The organism is Synechococcus sp. UW179A (assembly GCF_900473965.1).
GTDB lineage: Bacteria > Cyanobacteriota > Cyanobacteriia > PCC-6307 > Cyanobiaceae > Synechococcus_C.
On the sequence record NZ_UCNJ01000009.1, the window covers coordinates 70287 to 89590 of the forward strand.

Genomic DNA, 19304 nt, shown 5'->3' on the forward strand with positions numbered 1-19304 from the left:
CAATGTTCACTCTGGGGTCTTTTCATGTTTTTGATGATGGATAGGTTTGGCATAGAGATGAACGCCAAGGGATGCCCAACCCTGCTTCTGTACTGGCACTGCTCCTGAGCCTCTGTCTGAGTTTCGGGGCCGCTCTGCCCGCAAGAGCCGTCACTGACCCAGATCTGTCCCATGGCGCGCAGCTATTCTCCAGCAACTGCGCTGCCTGCCATATGGGTGGCGGCAATGTCATCCGCGCCAGTCGCACTCTCAGCCTGGCCGACCTGCAGGCCTACCTCGACTCCTACAACCAGCATCCGATTGAAGCGATCGAAAACCAGATCGAGAACGGTAAAAATGCGATGCCTTCCTATGAAGGCAAGCTGAGTCTTACGGACATCGATGATGTTGCTGCATATGTGGAGAAACAGGCTGAAAAAGGTTGGTCACGATGAGCCGAGAAGCATTGAGTTCTTTTGTTCATGCGCTCGAACACAGTGCAGCGCTCAGACGACAACTGCATGCATGTTCAGATGATGCTGAGATCGTTTCCTTGGCAAGAAGTCTCGACTTCGCAGTAAATCGTGCTGATCTGATCGAAGACAAGCAGGCATCGACCTTGGAGAGCTGGTTCAGCCGCAGTGCTCTGGGAATCCGGCCGCCCGGCTGCACCAATTGAAGCTTTGCAGCCCAGCGCAAAGCTGCGGCTGCGCAACACAAAGATCCAAAATAGTAGCAACAGTCACATTTTGAACTTCCTTTAAGGCTTTTACAAAGCAGCTTTGCTGGACGCTGCAGATCGACGAAAGTGCATTGGCTCGAGAATGCTCATGAACGACACCGTTCACAACCGTCGCGGCACAAGCCTGAAATGGGAAACCAACGGAGAACTAGCCGGAGCCGATCTACGCAACATCCTGCATCGACTTCAGGAAGCCGACCCCAATGCTCAGGGACTGAATCAATGCGACTTGGTTGATCGCCCACTGCAGAAGTGATTGAACTGGTCAGGCAGCTGACTAAGCACCAGTGACTGAGATCAGCGCAGTTCTGCCATGCGATCAACACTGGATCCAATGCATTCAACAACGTATCCCTGCAACCCCTGGTCGTCGCTGCCTAGGTTCAGCCTGAAGAGATAGGCATTCACCCAGGCCGTTTCAGTGTTATTGGCGTCGTGTCCTCGGTCAGCAAAACCAGGTTTCTGATGAAACAGGTGCAGAAGGATCGCCAAAACATCCTGGCGGGTAAGGCTTTCAGGGTCGATTGACGGCAGTTGATCCCTGATCTCAAGAAAGGAAATCGAAGCTGAATAATCGAAATCTTCAGGTGTCACAACCGAGATCAGCACTGCCTCAATGTTGAGATGGTAGGAGCGCCAAACGCAATGACGATCAGTTAGCCATGAGCCTTGAACAGAACGACCGCCACCACTGGATCGAAGAAATCGCCTTTCTTGAAGCGCGCCTGAATGGCAGTCAGGGGGACATAGACCAAGAAGATCGAGCTGCCTGCGAAGAAGCCCTGAAAGCGGCAAAAATCAATCTTGCAACCTGTTGCTGAGCATTGCAGAACAGGGTGCTGAGATCGGGTCTCAGGAGCGCAGCGTATGGCAAGGGGAAACGAAGCTTTGGCGCTTGGCAAAGAGCTGCTTGCGAGGCCTAGAAGCACTCTGGAGACGAATCGTTTCAGACAAGAGCTTGGCCTGGAGTGACTTCTGACGGTTCTCTTGATCACGCCAGTACTGCTGGATCGTGCGAGGCCAATGCTCAGACACCCGGTCAAGCTTGGGAGTCTTCTCGCCGGAGATATTGATCACGGACATGCAGCGCACCACCAATGAGGTCACTTCCAATCCCTAGCCAGGGCCCAACGGAGTGGCAGCAAGCTCGTCACTGCTGACATGAACTGATCCTGAACAAACAAAACCGATTCAGGGATTACGCCGGTTCAACGCTTGCCGGTCGACCTGGGGGAATCAACTTCACTTTTCAAATTGCAGCAGGGAAGCTGCTGGTGGTATTGAGCAGGTTCTCGCATCGCCCAGTACTCATCCACCACACCCAGAAGGTGAGAACTGATCCGGGCTAGCCATGACTGTTTCTTCATCGCTTCATCCTGGCGAACTGGAGCAGATTCAGCCACGCGAAGCACCCTGCCAGTCTTTATTGCCGATCTTGCCATCGGAGTTCAACTCCAGAGTCCACTGCCTCCACTCTGAAGCAGAGGCTGGCGAAACAACCTCAACCAGAGCATTGTCGGTCCAGTAGTCGGGTGAATCGAGGATCCCCAAGTGCAGGGGACAGGACGGGGCAGCCTTCACAACCCACTCCTTCAGATTTGCTTAACTATGGCCCAGACCTCGGTTGAGATGCAACTGCGCCTCAGGCAGCTCCTGGAAAGGCAAGGGGACCAAGGAGATATGAAGCTGGTGAAATCAAGGCTGACTTGGCGAACCAGCAAACCCAAGAACGGGCAGTTAATCGAAGTACAGCTTGCCGTTCTCTTCCTACGCAAACAGTGAAGTTCAACTCCAGAGCAAGGCTCCCCAACAAAAATATCGAACACCAACAACAGCTCGGTCAAACAAATCAGAACATATTTGAATAAGTTAAAACGTTGGGCCCAAAGGACCCATATCCCCTGAGATCAAATTGGCGCGACCGCCACTAGCAATCAACACTCGGAAGCAACTTGAATGGATTGCTCAGACCAATAAAGGTCACTAGCACCGGACAGAAGGATTGTCTTCATCGCGGAACTAGAATCATCCTTTAAATAAAGAATTGAACCGTCATTTGCATCAATTTCTGCAGTAATTCCCTCTTCATATATTAATATATCTTCTTCCATGTTGTAGTCGAGGAAAATTGACTGACCAAACAAATCCCCCTTGGAAAATACAATGACATCGCTTCCCTCTCCTAGTATCCAAAGGTTCTGTCCTCTTCCTGGTTTCACAAAATCGCCACCTTCTCCGGAGTTGAATGTCATCGTTCCATGCAAGCTACTCTCATCTGGCCCAATAATCACATCGGTGAAGCGGCTTCCCGTGACTCGATCCACTCCGCCAGCCATTGAGATAAATGTACTGAAGTCATCTGGAAGGAAGTCGCTTCCAAAGCCAACAAGCTCATCAATCCGAACATCATCAAAGGCATCATTACTGATAAGCGTACTGCCTTGAAGCGTATTCTCAAATTCAGAGGTCAACTCAGCTGCGGTAATCGTGTCGCTGCTGACCGAATCGCGAGCAAAAGCGGCGTATTTAATGGTGTGGTCATTGATGACAAAATTACTTTTATAATTACTTAAATCTCCACCAATATCGCTCTTCTCAAGTGATTTCTTTTTATCCAAATCAAACCATCCATCACTAGGGTAAGTGTTATCGTTAGGGTCCACATCGTCGGAACTTTGAATCAAAGACAACCAACCCTCAGCAGCATATCCGCCATCACCAGGAAGCTTCAAGTTATCAACGATAAACTCTTGACCCATAAAAGTATCAATATAAAAATCATCATTCAAAGTAATGTCCTCATAACTTCTTCCTACCAGTGGATTGGCAGCATTTGAAAAGCCTTCACCATTGGTTCCAGTATTTAAAGAAGAGGAAGCAAGCTGAAAATTCTCAAATGAGCGAACCAAAACTACAAGCTCGCCAATAATTTCTGTTTTTCTAGATTCAACGTTTCCACCTTGATTCTCTAATTGACTATATTCTTCCAACCTTTCTTGCAAAAACTCTTCGTAAAAGATTGCAGATGCATTATCAAGAGTAAAATTTGGAGCTCCATTGATACCGAAAGTCTTATTAACACTCTTCATCAGCTCAAAAGCACCTTCTGAACTTACAAACGCTTCAGGGAATGAATTCCATTGGTCAAAATTAGCACTAGCCACTCCTTCAGTGAACGAAAGACCGTCGGGCTTTAAAACACCAGCATTACCCCCAGCACCAAAAAATAGCGTATCTTCTATACCAACAATCTTTCCATAGTTTGTGGTCGTCGGATCGCTATTCGCATAGTGCTTGGTTATTTCATCAAAGACAATCCCAGGAATAGGAATGGGATTATCAACAGTTTTAGATATTTTCTCCTCAAGAAGTTCTTGCCAGAACACCTGTGTTGGTATTCTCTGATCGATCGTTAACTGATTAATCGAAGTTGGATTACCACTTGAATCAAATGCCGTAAAAGGCCCCTCTGTCTTGTCAAAGACAACAGCAGTGATGGCAAAAGTATTATCGATTACATCAAAAGTGGGGTAATCAGTATTCTCTAATTCTTCAACACTGAAATTATTGTTTTGATATCCAAAACCAAATCCCACACCTCGCTGGAGTGCGTTAATTACTTTCAGATCAATCTTTAGTGCATTGGGATCATTCTTAGACAAATCAACCGATGAAGACTGAAATCGTTGATTAAGAACTAGCAAGTCGTACAAAGAGGCAGAACTTCCTGTCCAAGCAAATCCTAAATTCGGAGGATAAAGCGAACCATCTGTTGTATCTGAAAAATTAAATACCAGATCACTGGAAACCTCCTTCACTTCATAATTCAAAATCGCTTCACGCAGCTCTGCAATTGAAGAAATAATGTCTCGTTCAGCCATTAATAGAAAGCGTTCTATCAATTAATAAAAGCAAATTCTAAATCTGCCAGCCGCCTTAACAAAAACGCAAGATTTTTTGTAGCATCGGAAACAGTTTTACCGCCTTTTGCCGGAAGGCGTGATGGATGATGCGGTGCACTCAATGTGAATACTTCAAGAATCAGGCTCGAAGCAATCAATACAAATCAAGCATTGCAGCCCCCAAATTGCCTCGATCCTGAGGAGATTGGACCAATTCGTTCACCTATTAAGGGCCAAGCCACCAGTTCATCGATCCAACCCAAGAAGGGAATCAATTAGCTTCTTAGATTTCTGACTTGCACGCAAAGCTCCCGTTCAAAAGCAGTGTCGTAAAGCACGAACCCCATAGTTTTGAAGGGATAAGAATGGCAATGCTGAGCATCTCTAAAAGTTACTGAGCCGCTGATTTGGATTTCCATAATTTGCAAATCCTGGAATCATGAATTCTGGACACAGCGAACCATATATTTAACATTAATTGCTATTGGCAAATACTATCAAATTCGTGTCCGAGTATTCACAACAAAATTGTAGAGCTGTTCTGAAAGTATCCAAATCAAGAATTTAGCTTCAGCCATACAAAGATGTTGCAAACGATATTCACGAGAATCCAAAAAAAGACAATAATGGGTTGTCAATATCGTCAGAAAAGCTTTGCGTTAGCAGCAAGATAAAACAATTCAATGCCAATGCAGGTCTGATATGCTATGAAACATCTCGTTCGTTGATGGCACTACACACAACGACATTCCCTGCTGGGAAGGTATCCGGTGCGAAAGAAGTCCCAGGGGTAACTCAAAACAACTGCCCGAAATAATTATTATGGAAACTCCTGCAAGACGTCGTTGAAATTATGGATATGCTTTAATGATTGATGGCTTTCCAGGTCAACAACAAAGGGTTCTTCTAAGCTGCTTTATAACTGATGAGTAGGCAGATGAGCATCAGTGCAGGATGGTGATGATTCAGCTCAGCATCAATAGAATAGATTGATGAGGTCAACCGGATAGGTAGTACAAGTCACCTCAGGAATTGGATATTCAATCATTTAAATTTCAGTATTGGCTAAGCACTTGTGATTGACTTCGCTTATTTATTCCAGCCTTTTAAGACTGAGAAATGTAGACATTCCGTTGGAGGTCAGCGCGGTCGAATCGTTGCCGGCCAATTGCGAGACATGGTCCCAAAATGTTTTGACCTGAATTTGATTGAGGGATATTCTAAGCGTTGAATCCATGAATCCTTTTAAGAATCCAATTTGCTTTTGAATCTTGCTTTGATCAAAAAGTTCATCACAAGGAAGCTGCTGATAATGCGCTTCCTCCATTTGCCACAATAAACTCATTTCTGAAGTACACAAAGGGCTAAATATTTCAGCTGGTGATTTACAGTATTGTGGAATATATAGATCAGTTGCTTGTTCTGGACTTATTTCTTTGAGGGCAATCATTCGAGACTTAGCTTTCTGTAGTGTTACAGCGAACTTTTCGCTAAGATTACCGCAATTCAACGAACTGTGAATGTGGATGATTAGCCTGCCTCCAGGTTTGATCTCGTCAGCACGCAGCAGGAGTTTCTTTCTCCAGTTATCTCTCGAAGCTATCTCCCAGGATTGGCGTTCGAGGCAATTCATCGGAAGCTGATTCGCCCAAAGAGCATCTCCAGGAAGGCCTGTTGGAGCGCCATTGTCCAGCCAGTGCTGGGCGAAACAAGAATATCCAAGATGAATCGAGGACTCTTTCGCTAGTGGAGAATACATGCTTTTCGCGAGATATTTAAAATCAATATTTGGGAATTTCGCTTCAATCGTAGTTTTAAGAGTTTTCCAATCATTCATAGGCAAGTCGTTCATCGTAATGATGATCTTTCGTTTGCTTGCCAGCTCTTCGATCGCTCTGATTGGTGCAATTGATGATCCGCCAGTTGCGCAACCATATTCACAAATATTCAATGTCTCGTTCAGAGGTAAATTTACAAGAATCTTTGCTGCAAATTTTTTTATGAGTTCTGAAAGTTTGCTTGCTGCAAATGCCTGAACTTCTGAATTTTGATTGTAATCAACCATGCTCAAGGTGTTTGCATTAGTCATTGCGCGCTGCGAATCGGGATTCATATCTTCGACAGATGGTTGGTGAGGATTCTGCTTAGAGGTGCGTTTCAAACTGTCCGTGAATATTCAGTTAGCAATCCGTGTCATTTCAGAATGGTAGCCACATGATCATGATGGCTCGACATGCGTGGAATCACCAGCTGGCAATATTCCGTTAAGGAATGAATGTCAAATCGATCCATTGAATCTCGGAGACCTGCAGCAAGCACCTATCTGTTAGCTATTAGTTACGTCAACGAGCTGATCAACATCAGATGGCTCAGAAACTGACTGTGTCTGTTGCAATATCGAAAGTCAGTCTGCTGCCTAGAGGAGCTTTTGCGAGTTATCGATCTCAATCGACTTATGAAACCACGTAAGTTGATGATTGGAGTTGATGCACGATGCATCCGAGAAGGTCGGTTTTGAGCTCGATTACTTGCATTTGCATACACCAGAGCAATTCTTCATACTCATTGCAATCACTGGCGAGCTGCGGTCAACACGGCAAGGTAAAGATCCTCATCAACCTCCCGGATGTCGTACTCCGAGGGCATCGCACCGTGATGATGTTCGTGAACCACGGTCCAGCACATTCGCTCCAGGTCCGAGGGCGAAGGTCCGTAGAGCTCCCTCACTCTTGCCACCAGACTGGTCACAAGACTCGGGTTCACAGGGTTTTCATCCACCATGGGTCTCCAGTATTCGGTGGACCCTACCGATCTGGATCGGTTGACCGCATGCTGGAGTGAACACCGAATCGTGGAGGATCGGTTCCCCCGGCCCTTGATGATCACTTGCCCCATACGGTTGTTGCAGTACAAACGGAATCATGCAACCCACGGCCGAACAATTCACTGAAAAGGCCTGGGCCGCGATCCTCTCGGCCCAGAACCTGGCCCAGAAGCGACGCCATCAGCAACTGGAGACTGAGCATCTGATGCTGGCACTCCTAGAACAGGACGGTCTTGCCAGTCGCATTCTCGAGAAAGCCGGTGTCGCGCCATCAGCTCTGCAGAGCAACCTTGAAGCCCATCTCAGTCAGCAACCAGCTCTGCAATCTCCACCGGAATCCGTTTACCTCGGGAAGGGGCTCAATGCCCTTCTGGATCGTTCCGAATCTCTCAAGCAGGGCTATGGAGACAGCTATATCTCAATCGAACACCTTCTCCTGGCGTTAGCAGAGGATGCACGCTGCGGCCAACGCCTGCTCAGTCAGGTGGGCGCCGACGCCAAAGCCCTGAAAACCGCCATTGATGCCGTGCGCGGCAGCCAAACTGTGACCGACCAGAACCCCGAAGCAACCTACGAATCGCTGGAGAAATACGGACGCGATCTCACGGCAGCTGCCAGAGACGGCAAACTTGATCCCGTGATTGGCCGCGACGAGGAAATCCGTCGCACCATTCAGATCCTTAGCCGCAGAACTAAAAACAACCCCGTATTGATCGGCGAGCCTGGCGTGGGCAAGACCGCCATTGTCGAGGGATTGGCTCAGCGCATCGTGAACGGCGACGTTCCACAGGCGCTGCAGAACCGTCAGCTCATTGCCCTCGACATGGGGGCACTGATCGCCGGAGCCAAATATCGCGGCGAATTCGAAGAACGCCTCAAAGCGGTTCTAAAAGAAGTCACCGACTCAGAGGGACAGATCGTTCTGTTCATCGACGAGATCCACACCGTGGTGGGTGCTGGCGCCACTGGCGGAGCGATGGATGCGAGCAATCTGCTCAAGCCGATGCTGGCACGAGGTGAACTGCGCTGCATTGGCGCAACAACACTCGACGAACACCGTCAGCACATCGAAAAAGATCCAGCTCTGGAGCGTCGCTTCCAGCAGGTGCTGGTGGACCAGCCCACGGTTGAAGACACTATCTCAATTCTACGCGGACTCAAGGAGCGCTACGAGGTACACCATGGTGTTCGCATTGCTGACAGCGCTCTGGTAGCTGCCGCAGTGCTCAGCAGTCGCTACATCGCAGACCGTTTTCTGCCTGACAAAGCCATCGATCTGGTGGATGAATCTGCAGCGCGGCTGAAGATGGAGATCACCTCCAAGCCCGAGGAGATCGATGAAATCGATCGCAAGATCCTGCAACTGGAAATGGAAAAACTCTCGCTTGGCCGTGAATCGGATGCCGCCAGCCAAGAGCGGCTGGAGAGACTGGAGCGGGAACTTGCAGAACTCTCGGAACAACAAAGCACCCTCAATGCTCAGTGGCAGCAAGAAAAGGGAGCAATTGATGAGCTTTCTAACCTCAAGGAGGAGATCGAGCGTGTACAACTTCAGGTTGACCAAGCTAAGCGCAGCTATGACCTGAACAAGGCTGCTGAACTGGAATACGGAACACTGGCCACACTCCAGAAGCAACTGGCGGAAAAAGAGGCCGCACTAACAGAACACGATGACAACGGTCAAGAGAAATCGCTGCTGCGTGAGGAGGTCACCGAGGACGACATTGCGGAGGTGATCGGCAAGTGGACCGGCATTCCCGTAGCCAAACTTGTGCAGTCGGAAATGGCCAAGCTTCTGGGGCTTGAGCACCAGCTGCACGAAAGAGTCGTGGGCCAGCAGCAGGCCGTTACGGCCGTAGCCGATGCGATTCAACGCTCACGAGCCGGACTCAGTGATCCCAACAGGCCAATCGCCAGTTTCCTCTTCCTCGGTCCTACCGGTGTCGGCAAAACCGAGCTGTCCAAGGCCCTGGCGGCACAGCTGTTTGACAGCGCAGACTCCATGGTGCGCATCGACATGAGTGAGTACATGGAGAAGCACACCGTGAGTCGACTCATTGGTGCTCCGCCTGGCTACGTCGGCTACGAGGCCGGCGGTCAACTCACTGAAGCAGTACGACGTCGCCCCTATACCGTGATCCTCTTCGACGAGGTAGAGAAAGCGCACCCCGATGTCTTCAATGTGATGTTGCAGATCCTTGACGATGGTCGAGTCACCGATGGGCAGGGCAGGACCGTGGACTTCACCAATGCCGTACTAATCCTCACCAGCAACATCGGCAGCCAGTCGATCCTGGATCTCGGCGGCGATGACGGGCAGCATGAAAAAATGGAGGGGCGGGTAAATGAAGCGCTTCGCAGCCATTTCCGTCCCGAATTCCTCAATCGGCTCGATGATCAGATCATCTTCCACAGTCTGCGCAGAGACGAACTACACCAGATCGTGAATCTGCAGGTGGAACGTCTGCGCAAACGTCTCTTGCAGCGCAAACTCGGACTGACCATCAGCGACAAAGCCACCGCCTGGCTTGCTGACGCCGGGTATGACCCCGTGTACGGCGCCCGGCCTCTCAAGCGTGCCATCCAGCGCGAACTAGAAACACCAATCGCCAAAGCGATTTTGGCCGGAAATTTCAGCGACGGTGACGACGTCAAGGTGGATGTGCAGCAGGCCAACGGAAGCGAAGAGCAACTGAAACTGGTGCTGAGCTAATCACTGGCCTGGATGCCAATGGCCTGAATCAGAAAGTGTTAGCTGGGGGGTTTTTGAATTCCCTTGGAAAAGCCGAGCTGCAAGACAATTCAAACAACCACCCGCATCGTTCAAACGAATTAGCACAACTTGAATGATCTGCTCTTCTACCTTGCAACCATTCCGAAAGTGAAGCGAAAGCTCAGGAAAGTGGTAGTCAATAGTTCAATGCGCAAGGTCTTAGGGGAGTCGCTCCCATTCAGATGGTGCGGCACGATCGGTTAGACCGAGGCTTGTTTTTGGAAGACCTCAATGCGAGTCAACATGCTTAATCAACAAAGTGGGTTGATACCACTCATTCACTGCTGAGATCATTAAATTGGCTGGCCGGTAGATAGAACTACCCTGAGGCACATCATCGGTGAGGAGGCGAAAAATGATCCGCCAAATCACAGCATGACCAATATTGCAAATCAGAAAAAAATGCCTATTCTATTCCTGCTCTGAGGTTCATTTAGCAAGACAGGTAGGATTAGAAGCTTAAACATTCACGAGAAGAGAGATCAAGATGATCGCTCAAGACCTAGAGAAATCTCAATGCTGATGCCTTCAAAGCATCAGAGTTAAGAAAAGACTGAACACCTCAACGCTGCAACAATGGAACGAGTAATACCAGAATGATGGATATGAATGATGTGATAGTGAAGGCTTGATTTGGGGATCAAAACAAATTCAACGACGATTGTTTAACTGCTAACAACCTGCTCAAAGCGACAGCTAAGCAGGAATTAGTCAAGGGTGCAAAATGAAATGAAATCAACGAATCAAACGGCGCGCCCATAGTCGTTCAATGATGCCTGGTGGCCTCAACTCTAAACCAATCAAATCGTAAACCAGGGGGCGGCATGCACACAGGGCTGAAGTCAAGGCCCGCAGGCAAATGGTTGACTTCCACGCGCAAACCGATAAGATAAAAAGAATTTTACTGGCTCAATGGTTAACCTGAGGGCAAACAAAAAGATTGATTCAACGCCCTCAAAGCTTAATAGTGCGAAAAAGACCTGTTTAAAAAGCAACAAAATAGGTTGTGCCGGAACAATTAAAAAGCAATGAAAAACGATTTAAAGTCATCCAATGCGAAAGGTATTGTTGATGTTTCGATTCTCAACTCTCCCACAAAAGTCGCAAGTTCTATCTTTATCGGTTTAGCAGGATTTACGGCTGCATGGGCTTTTCTGGCCCCGATACCGGTCAAAGTGTCTGGTCTTGGGATTCTGGCACCAGTTGATGGTTTATTCACATACAAATCCCCATCGACCGGAAGAGTTCTGTTGCCATTTGTCTATAATGAAAAATCAGGCAAAATCAAGTATTCAGTACCAGAATGGTCACAAAAAGCCTACCAATTCAGCAGCGAAGGAGGAAAAAATAATTACAAAGATTCCGTAGTTCTAACTGAACAAATACTGGACTACCTCAAAGTCTTGCAAACAACGCGAATGCCCACTAGTCATTTCAGTGGTGGCATAGAAAGTGGGGGAGCCTACACCGTCAAAATGCAAGATGGAGATGTTATCGCCATCATTGACAAACCGGCAGCAAGGCAAGCTCTTAGAAACAATCTTCTCAATCTTCAGCAATCGATCAACAATTTTAAAAATCTATTAGCCATTAATAAAGAATCACTCGAGTTAAGTCGAGATGTTGAAACAGCCAAAACAGACATGCTCGACCCACTAAATAATCTTGTTGCGGAAGGTTTTGCCTCTAGGTTTGAGCTTAATAGAGCATTGGCAGATGCAACAAGCTCGCGGATCAATGTCTCAACATATACGTCTAAACTGCAGGAATTGCAGCTTGAAATCAAAAAAAATCAAGCCAATCTTGTTGATGCCTTGTCTGAATTTATAAGGGATTCAGTGGTATTTGCTTTTGACGAGGCTTATGTGCAGTCATTCACAACGTCACAATGGGATTTTGTGAATGTTGGATCAGAAATCATGACGGTCAGTTGGTCAAAAGTTGCAGAACCAAGCATCGTTCCAGTTTTTGTTGATCAGAAGGCTGCTACAGAAGTCGATATTGGGCAGGAAGTCATTCTTACACCTCTAGGCTTCAGTGCATCTGAAGTGGGTGGGATCAAGGGGAAGATTGATTCGCTTGAACCAATTCCATTCACAACTACAACACTATCGACTCGCCTTAATTCACAAGGTCTTGCAAAGATCGTCAGTCCACGCGGTAGCGTCTATCAAGTAAATGTAAGATTATTAAGACAGGATCTTGATGAGCTCCGCGCTAAAGCATCAAGCAAAAACACGAACTACGAGAAACTGCTCGAGGCATCTACTGATAATACAGGCGGCTATGTTTGGAACAATAGAAGTAATCCTCCAATCGCTCCACGAGAAGGATTTTTATTGGCCAGCCAAATCACAACACGAACGAGAACCCCTATCGAAATGCTGATACCAGCTGTCAAAGAGATAACGGGTCTCGCAGCTCCAAACAAATTAATTCGTTTTAATCTGAACCAAGAATGATAAACTTTATCATCAATAGACTGAAGAGAACTCATGTACCGTTAGTACTTCAATATGAAATGGTTGAATGCGGTGCAGCATCATTATCGATGATAATGAGATACTTTAGAAAATATGTTTCGTTGTCAGAGCTGCGATACCAGTGTGGAGTAAGCCGTGATGGAAGCAACATGCTCAATATAAAAAAAGCAGCGATGCATTATGGATTGGAAGTTAAAGCTCAGAGACCTACGGCTAAAGATATCTTGGAAGGGAAGATACAATTTCCATGCTTAGCCTGGTGGAATTACAACCACTTTTTGGTCTTTGAATCGACCAATGGCAAAGTTGTTCGTATTGCCGACCCTGCAGGTGGAAAATATAGTGTTAAATTCTCGCAAATTGAAGAAAGTTTTTCAGGGCTACTTCTTCAATTTAATAAGACAACTAACTTTAAAAGATCAGGTCAGCCTGAGCGTGAAATTATCAGATTTATTGCAGTTTTATTTCAATACAAGACCACCATTTTCCTACTACTTCTTATTGCAACCGCACTACTGGTTACATCACTGGCTGCGCCAGGTTTGTCTGGTGCATTCGTACAGACATTTTTAGGGAATCAGCGTTATGAAATTGGATTACCTATCCTCTGGCTTTCAATCTTTATTGTACTTTTGGCTGGATGCCTAACAGCTGTAGAGCTAACAATTGTGAGGCGAATGGCATTGGCTATTCAAAGACGCTTCGCAGTAGAAATATCGTTTAAACTTCTTTCAGTAGACTACAGCTTTTTTACAAGTCGATTTATTGGAGATATTGCAAACAGACTTAACCTTTCGGAAAATATTTCAAATACTGTCATTAATCAGTTTTTGATTTTTCTCCTTGGAGTTGGTGGAGCGCTTTTATTGATTCCATTTTTGGCCTTAATTTCATGGCAATTAACACTGGTCTCTCTATTTTACATCGGAATAAGCATCGTATTAGCAGGTATTGCGACGCAAATGATGGTTGATTCAAATCGTTCAATTCAAGTAGAAATGGGTAAGGTGAGTGGAATTACAGTTCGAATGTTGAACGACACTCGTACAATCAAAGCATCTGGGTTAGAGCAGAATTATCTATCATTATACCAAAAATATTACACCCCGATTCTTAGAAAATCGCAAGAAGTGCAAGAAACAATGAATGGATTTGATTTTCTAACAAATCTAGTTGAATCAATCTATAACTATGGAACTATTGCATTCTCAGGTTATCTAGTCATGACAGGGTCAATGAATTTGGCTGGTTTCATGGCTTTTCAAGTTCTTCGATCAGAAATCACGGGTCCCTTGCTGGGTCTCTCAACGATTATTGATCAATTGCAACAGGCTGAAGCTGAACTTGGCAGGCTTCAGGATTTACGTTTGGTTAACGATGACACTAAAATGAGATCTCTTGACGATGAAAAGCTATATTTTGGCCCATCTATTATCAATGTGAATGAAGAACACCAACTAAACGACAGTGAAAATGTATTAATACAAACTATTCCTAAAAGCATTCGTGTAAGCCATTTAACTCAGAGCTTTTCACCACTTTCACAGAATGTTTTACAAGATCTCAACTTTGAAATTGGTGCTGGGGAGCTTTTCAGCATTGTCGGACCAAGCGGTTCAGGCAAATCAACATTGATTAAAAATCTGGTGGGTCTCTATACGCCTACAGAAGGACAAATCCTTTACGACGGCTTTGATTGGTTGGCGATTGAAGATGGATCGATTCGCAAGTCTTTTGCTTATGTCTCACAAGAGCAAAGCATTTTTAGGGGAACTATCTATGATAATTTAACACTTTATGATGATCAGCTCGATCTCGACGAGGTTCGTGAGATTGCTAAATTAGCATGTTTCGACGAAGTTGTAATGGAATTGCCCCAGGGATATTCCACAATTCTTGGAAACCAAGGCATCGGGCTTAGTGGAGGTGAATTACAACGTCTAGAAATAACCAGAGCATTATTAAAAAATTCAGAGATGATCTTCCTCGATGAGGCAACAAGTGCTCTTGATATATCTACAGAGAAGCGAGTCATCACAAACATCAAATCGCTGAATAAGACAATTATTTCAGTTGCTCACAGACTTTTGATTGCAAAACTAAGTGATCAGGTAATTGTCCTTGACGGTGGAGAAATAAAGGAGTTAGGACATCCTTCTACTCTGATGTCAAAAGAACAATCATTGTTCAAGTCGCTTGTAGAAGCTGAGAGATCATGAAAAGAAATCAAGAATCCAAATCTTTACTAAGGAAAGGATCAAGAACAATACGCTCTCTTCTAACACTTGATATAGCAACATCAATCGGAGGAAAGATCAATGACGAACCAAGTGATGATTTTGAACGTGAAAACTTAATCAACAAATTGCGTGATTTAAGTGGGTTGGATTCCAAAATACCTGTCCGGTTGAGAGGTAGTCTTGAAGACTTATTAACGTCAAATGGGTTCTATTTCAGACTATCGTCAATCAATCAAAATCAATCAAAATTTGAACAAATTCCTATCGTTTGTATTCGCGAAGATGATTCGACAGCCGTAGTGGTCTATTCAAAGGGATCAAATACATATGCATATAGTGCGCTAGACAATACTAATATCCCATTCGATCGCTCAGCTAATATATTATCTAAACCAGCCTATGAAATCTACCCTGTATTCCCTGAATCACTAGATACATTTTGGAAGTTAATTCAGTTTTCATTTCCAGCAGTTCGTCCAGACTTAACTAAAGCATTAATATTATCAATCTTGGTAACAGCTTTCGCTTTATTTGCACCATTTATCACGGCTCGCGTTGTTGGCGAGGTTGTCCCTAGTGGAAATATCCAATGGATCATCTCAACTTTCATTATTTCAATACTGATCGCTTTGTACTCATCTTCACTTAGATGGCTCCAATCATTCTACTTGTTAAGATTCAATCAAAAATTAAATCTTAGAATCCAAATCCCCCTCTACAACAGAATCCTCTCATATCCAGTTTATTTTCTTGATCAATACAAAACAGGAGATCTCTCATCAAGAGCGATGTCAGTTAACAATATTCTTAGTTCGCTCTCTTCATCAGCTCTTTCGTCTGTCATCGGCTTGATATCGCTTGTTGGGTTTGTCGGAATGATGCTTTTTTATGATGTTTATCTCAGCATTCCAGCTCTAGCATTCATACTATTAGTAGCAATTATACAAACGATACTGTTTCGAAGACAACTAAAGTATGAACGTGAACTCGTAGAACGTAAGGCCGACTTTTTTGATGAATCACTTCAGTCAATCAACAACATTGCACAAATTCGTACCAACGGCAAAGAAGGAACAATTCTAAGTAGGTGGTCAAGATATATTTTCCTGATCTCATCGCTAAGCTTTAAAGTAAGCGTCTTTTCTAATTATAATCAAATCATTTCACGCTTTTTGAACAATTTTGGTCTATCGCTTCTCTATGGCGTACTTATTTATCGTTTACTTAGTGCTAAGGATATTAGTGAAGTCGTGCTAAGCACGTCAACATTTATCATCTTCCAAAGTGCATTTTCTAATTTCACTGCCAAATTCATTGAACTTGTTGGATTGTTTAATAACATCTTAGGTAGATCCCTCGTTGATTTCGAACGGGCCATACCTTTGATTCGCCAAGGCCCTGAGCCAGGATTAAATTCTCAACTAGAGCGTATTGAACTTAAAGGATTGATTGAATTCAAGAATGTTTATTTTGCCTATCCAAATACAGACCGATACGTTCTTTCAAATGCGTCATTTAAACTTTATCCTGGCAAGTTTAATGTTATTTTTGGCCCTAGTGGTTGCGGAAAATCAACCATAGTTTCAATAATACTGGGTTTTTATCCTATCCAAAGTGGTAGTGTTTTTATTGACGGTCGTGAAATTAATGAGCTTGACATTAAACACCTTAGGTCTCAGATCGGAACAGTCTTGCAATCCACGGCTTTGTCTGTGTCTTCTATTAGAGATGCGCTAACTTCGGGATTATTATCGCCAGACGAGATAATATGGAAGACCCTTAAACTGGTTAATCTTGAAAGTGAAATACAATCCTTACCGATGAAGTTAGAAACCATATTATCTGAAGGTGCTACCAATATCTCTGGCGGACAGCGACAGCGATTGAGTATCGCGCGTGCGCTTTTGCGACAACCATCAATGTTGATTGAAGATGAATCAACTTCTGCATTAGATAGTTATTCTCAGAAAATAATCATCGATAACCTTAAAGAACTTGGGGTGACGCGTATTGTGATTGCCCATCGACTGACCGCTATTCGTGATTGTGATCACATCATCATTCTCAATGATGGAAGCGTTGAGTATTCAGGATCATTTGAAGAGTCTTTACACACCTCATCATATCTTTCGAAAATTATTAATGACAATGAGGGAGATTAAATGATGATTCAATCAATTCAACTCGTGGGTCTCTTGGGGTTCTCTTTCGACAAAAGGTTAAAAAAGCGAGTCTCTCATCTAAGCATCTCTATATTGTCTCTAATGCTCTTCCCAACACTATTTTATCCTGCGAAAGCGCAAAAAATCAATATCGATGCTTTTCATCCCGCTGAAATGCCTGTTGGTCACTATACAAAAGAGATAAGGGCTATTGATAACCAGCAACTCCTTAAGATTGTCGAAGCCTTTAAAGCTGCATCCACTAATCCCAATCAATCAATAAACCTTAGCTTAGATCAATGTATATCTCTTGCCTTTGCTAACAATCCCAGTTTAAAATCTCAAATAGAATCTTTGAAATCAACACGTGATACGTTCATTGCACGGTCTCGTTCTTGGAATCCAACTGCCCTAATAAGAGGTAGTTCAAATGGAAACAATGAGAATAGAAATAGCGTCAACCAAGTAAATAGTCTCAACTCTAAGTCACCTTCACTTTCACGGACGAATTCAACATCCTCTCGCAACAGTTATCCTCAAAGCATAACAGGTGAGCTGAGTTGGAAATTTCTTGATTTCAGTCGGCAACCCACAATCGATGCAGCAGCTTCCGCGTACAGTGCACAGAGATACGCCTTTTATAACGCTTCTCGAACACTTGTTTTTCAAATTCAGGAAACGTACTATCAACTCATCGCTCAGCAAGAACTGATCAAGTCGTTTGAAACCATTGCTGAATCATTAAAAAGCACCGTGCTTTTTACAGATTCTCGTTTCGAAGCTGGTCTCGCACATCTAGGGGATGTAGGTCAAGTCCATGCTCAATATTACAGTACTTTGTCAGATTTAACGTCATATATTGAACGTTACTATCAGTTATCAAGCCAACTAGCGAGACTTGTTTCTTTGCCTGGTGAACCCCTAATTTTGGCAGAAGGAGAAAATCAATTTGCTGGTGAATGGATCTTTGGATTAGAAGAATCGATTGACTTAGCTCAATTGAATAATGATCGAGTTTTAAGCTCTTTAGAGCTTTCCAAAAGATATAATTTTGAAGGAATTGCTGAACGCAACAGAACTCTGCCCAGTTTTTCTCTAAGCTCTACAGCCAATCTATCTAGCACCTCATCAGATAGTTACGCTTTTAATACGACTTCAGTGTCAGGATCTTCAAATTCAAGCAGCGATTCACGTGAAACATCAAACAGCTTCTCTTTTGGGAGTAATACTAGTTATGATGTCTCCGCAGGTATTGGATTCACTTGGAATTTTTATCAGGGCGGCGTCAATAATGCCACGGCTAGCGCTCTATTCTCGCGATCAAAATCTGAAGAATTTAATGTGGAAGATATTCGTGATCAACTCATTGAAAATGTGAGGGCAAGCATCAATGCTCTGAGGTCCAATCGGATACGATTCATGACTTCTGATGCAGCGGTTGAGTCTGCGAAAATAAGCTATATCGCTTCAATTGCACGATTGAATGCTGGTTTTTCGGATGTAACAACCATCAATCAACTTGTTAGATTATACCAAAATTCTATTCAGGCTGAAATCATAGCCATACAAGATTACAACATACGGCTTGCCACTCTGTATCGCGATACTGCCATTTGGCCTCAGGAAGCAGAAGGACTTGCGGTTGAATTGCTAGAAGCGACAGGATTAACACGCTGACAATTATCGTTCATCTAAAAAGTATGATGAAATCAAAGCTCTCGCAAATCCCTCATTAGCAATTTCAACCAGTTCCACATCTCACTATTATTTTTTACCGCTCACTAGAGAAACGAACAAAAAGTAGCCATTAGGTTCTACAGATTTGTTGATGAGCTTTCTCCATAGAAATGTCAATGCAGTTGGCCATCATCTTTCCCGATTGAAGGTCAACCTCAGCTATCTCTGACGAAAAGCTCCAAGAACAACCATCTCGTATTTCTAGTACTTTGCGGACGTACAATTCGACTTCAGTCGAAACTGCATTAGCAAAAGTTTTATAAAATATTGATTTTCAAAGCAATCATGAGCTGCCAACACAGCAGAGATGCTCTGAAATCATAAAAAACCCCGCTGTCTGCGGGGCTGTAGAGATCGTCAACTCATGCTCAGACGGAGCTTGATGTTTGCTTAGAGACTGATCAATCGATCAGCCTTCGAGCTTGGCGGGTTCGGCTTCGCCTTCCCTGAGTTCAGCGTCGA

Annotated in this window: 17 protein-coding genes; 9 read left to right on the top strand and 8 right to left on the bottom strand. The window is 44.6% G+C overall.

Annotation, left to right across the window (positions count from 1 at the left end; all coding sequences use genetic code 11):
* Window positions 1-71: 71 nt before the first annotated feature.
* The 3 genes from DXY31_RS03715 (at window position 72) to DXY31_RS16745 (ending at window position 977) form a co-directional block, all read left to right on the top strand.
* The gene (locus DXY31_RS03715) at window positions 72-434 is read left to right on the top strand and encodes a c-type cytochrome (protein WP_114992263.1); all 363 of its coding nucleotides are present in this window, start codon (window positions 72-74) and stop codon (window positions 432-434) included.
* Entirely contained in the window at window positions 431-658 is a 228-nt protein-coding gene (locus tag DXY31_RS03720) for a Nif11-like leader peptide family natural product precursor (RefSeq protein ID WP_114992265.1), read from the top strand. Before DXY31_RS03715 ends, DXY31_RS03720 begins: the two co-directional genes overlap by 4 nt.
* Before the next feature lie 151 nt (window positions 659-809).
* Window positions 810-977, top strand: a complete 168-nt coding sequence (locus DXY31_RS16745) for a hypothetical protein (RefSeq protein ID WP_170953534.1) — start codon at window positions 810-812, stop codon at window positions 975-977.
* Window positions 978-1018: 41 nt separating this feature from the next.
* Here the strand turns inward: DXY31_RS16745 and DXY31_RS03730 are convergent, their stop codons facing one another.
* On the bottom strand, window positions 1019-1330 hold the full coding sequence (locus DXY31_RS03730) for a hypothetical protein (protein WP_244279511.1): 312 nt from the start codon (window positions 1328-1330) through the stop codon (window positions 1019-1021).
* 53 nt (window positions 1331-1383) lie between these two features.
* On the opposite strand from DXY31_RS03730, the gene DXY31_RS16750 reads away from it, so the two are divergent.
* On the top strand, window positions 1384-1542 hold the full coding sequence (locus DXY31_RS16750; protein ID WP_170953535.1) for a hypothetical protein: 159 nt from the start codon (window positions 1384-1386) through the stop codon (window positions 1540-1542).
* Between the two features lie 31 nt (window positions 1543-1573).
* On the opposite strand, the gene DXY31_RS03735 is transcribed toward DXY31_RS16750, so the two are convergent.
* The 7 genes from DXY31_RS03735 to DXY31_RS03760 form a co-directional block, all read right to left on the bottom strand.
* The gene (locus DXY31_RS03735) at window positions 1574-1804 is read right to left on the bottom strand and encodes a hypothetical protein (protein ID WP_114992270.1); all 231 of its coding nucleotides are present in this window, start codon (window positions 1802-1804) and stop codon (window positions 1574-1576) included.
* A gap of 125 nt (window positions 1805-1929) precedes the next feature.
* Window positions 1930-2124, bottom strand: coding sequence for a hypothetical protein (locus DXY31_RS03740; protein WP_137024886.1), 195 nt, complete (start codon window positions 2122-2124; stop codon window positions 1930-1932).
* Complete coding sequence (locus DXY31_RS16755) at window positions 2117-2272, bottom strand: hypothetical protein (RefSeq protein ID WP_170953536.1); 156 nt, start codon at window positions 2270-2272, stop codon at window positions 2117-2119. Before DXY31_RS16755 ends, DXY31_RS03740 begins: the two co-directional genes overlap by 8 nt.
* A gap of 383 nt (window positions 2273-2655) precedes the next feature.
* Complete coding sequence (locus DXY31_RS03750) at window positions 2656-4602, bottom strand: hypothetical protein (RefSeq protein ID WP_137024887.1); 1947 nt, start codon at window positions 4600-4602, stop codon at window positions 2656-2658.
* A 17-nt stretch (window positions 4603-4619) separates the two neighbouring features.
* Window positions 4620-4781, bottom strand: coding sequence for a hypothetical protein (locus DXY31_RS17310; protein WP_206749788.1), 162 nt, complete (start codon window positions 4779-4781; stop codon window positions 4620-4622).
* Window positions 4782-5716: 935 nt separating this feature from the next.
* The gene (locus tag DXY31_RS03755; RefSeq protein WP_137024888.1) at window positions 5717-6784 is read right to left on the bottom strand and encodes a hypothetical protein; all 1068 of its coding nucleotides are present in this window, start codon (window positions 6782-6784) and stop codon (window positions 5717-5719) included.
* A 410-nt stretch (window positions 6785-7194) separates the two neighbouring features.
* Window positions 7195-7404, bottom strand: a complete 210-nt coding sequence (locus tag DXY31_RS03760; RefSeq protein ID WP_114992281.1) for a hypothetical protein — start codon at window positions 7402-7404, stop codon at window positions 7195-7197.
* A gap of 140 nt (window positions 7405-7544) precedes the next feature.
* Between DXY31_RS03760 and clpB the strand changes: the two genes are divergently transcribed.
* The 5 genes from clpB to DXY31_RS03785 all read left to right on the top strand — a co-directional run bounded on the left by clpB (window position 7545) and on the right by DXY31_RS03785 (window position 18782).
* Entirely contained in the window at window positions 7545-10160 is a 2616-nt protein-coding gene (gene clpB / locus DXY31_RS03765) for an ATP-dependent chaperone ClpB (protein ID WP_114992283.1), read from the top strand.
* 1088 nt (window positions 10161-11248) lie between these two features.
* Entirely contained in the window at window positions 11249-12682 is a 1434-nt protein-coding gene (locus DXY31_RS03770) for a hypothetical protein (RefSeq protein ID WP_114992285.1), read from the top strand.
* Window positions 12679-14922 carry a peptidase domain-containing ABC transporter gene (locus DXY31_RS03775; RefSeq protein ID WP_114992287.1) on the top strand — a complete coding sequence of 748 codons (2244 nt, stop codon included), beginning with the start codon at window positions 12679-12681 and terminating at the stop codon, window positions 14920-14922. The genes DXY31_RS03770 and DXY31_RS03775 overlap by 4 nt, the downstream gene beginning before the upstream one ends.
* Entirely contained in the window at window positions 14919-17105 is a 2187-nt protein-coding gene (locus DXY31_RS03780; protein ID WP_114992290.1) for a peptidase domain-containing ABC transporter, read from the top strand. Before DXY31_RS03775 ends, DXY31_RS03780 begins: the two co-directional genes overlap by 4 nt.
* Before the next feature lie 102 nt (window positions 17106-17207).
* Window positions 17208-18782 carry a TolC family protein gene (locus DXY31_RS03785; RefSeq protein ID WP_170953538.1) on the top strand — a complete coding sequence of 525 codons (1575 nt, stop codon included), beginning with the start codon at window positions 17208-17210 and terminating at the stop codon, window positions 18780-18782.
* Window positions 18783-19304: the final 522 nt, after the last annotated feature.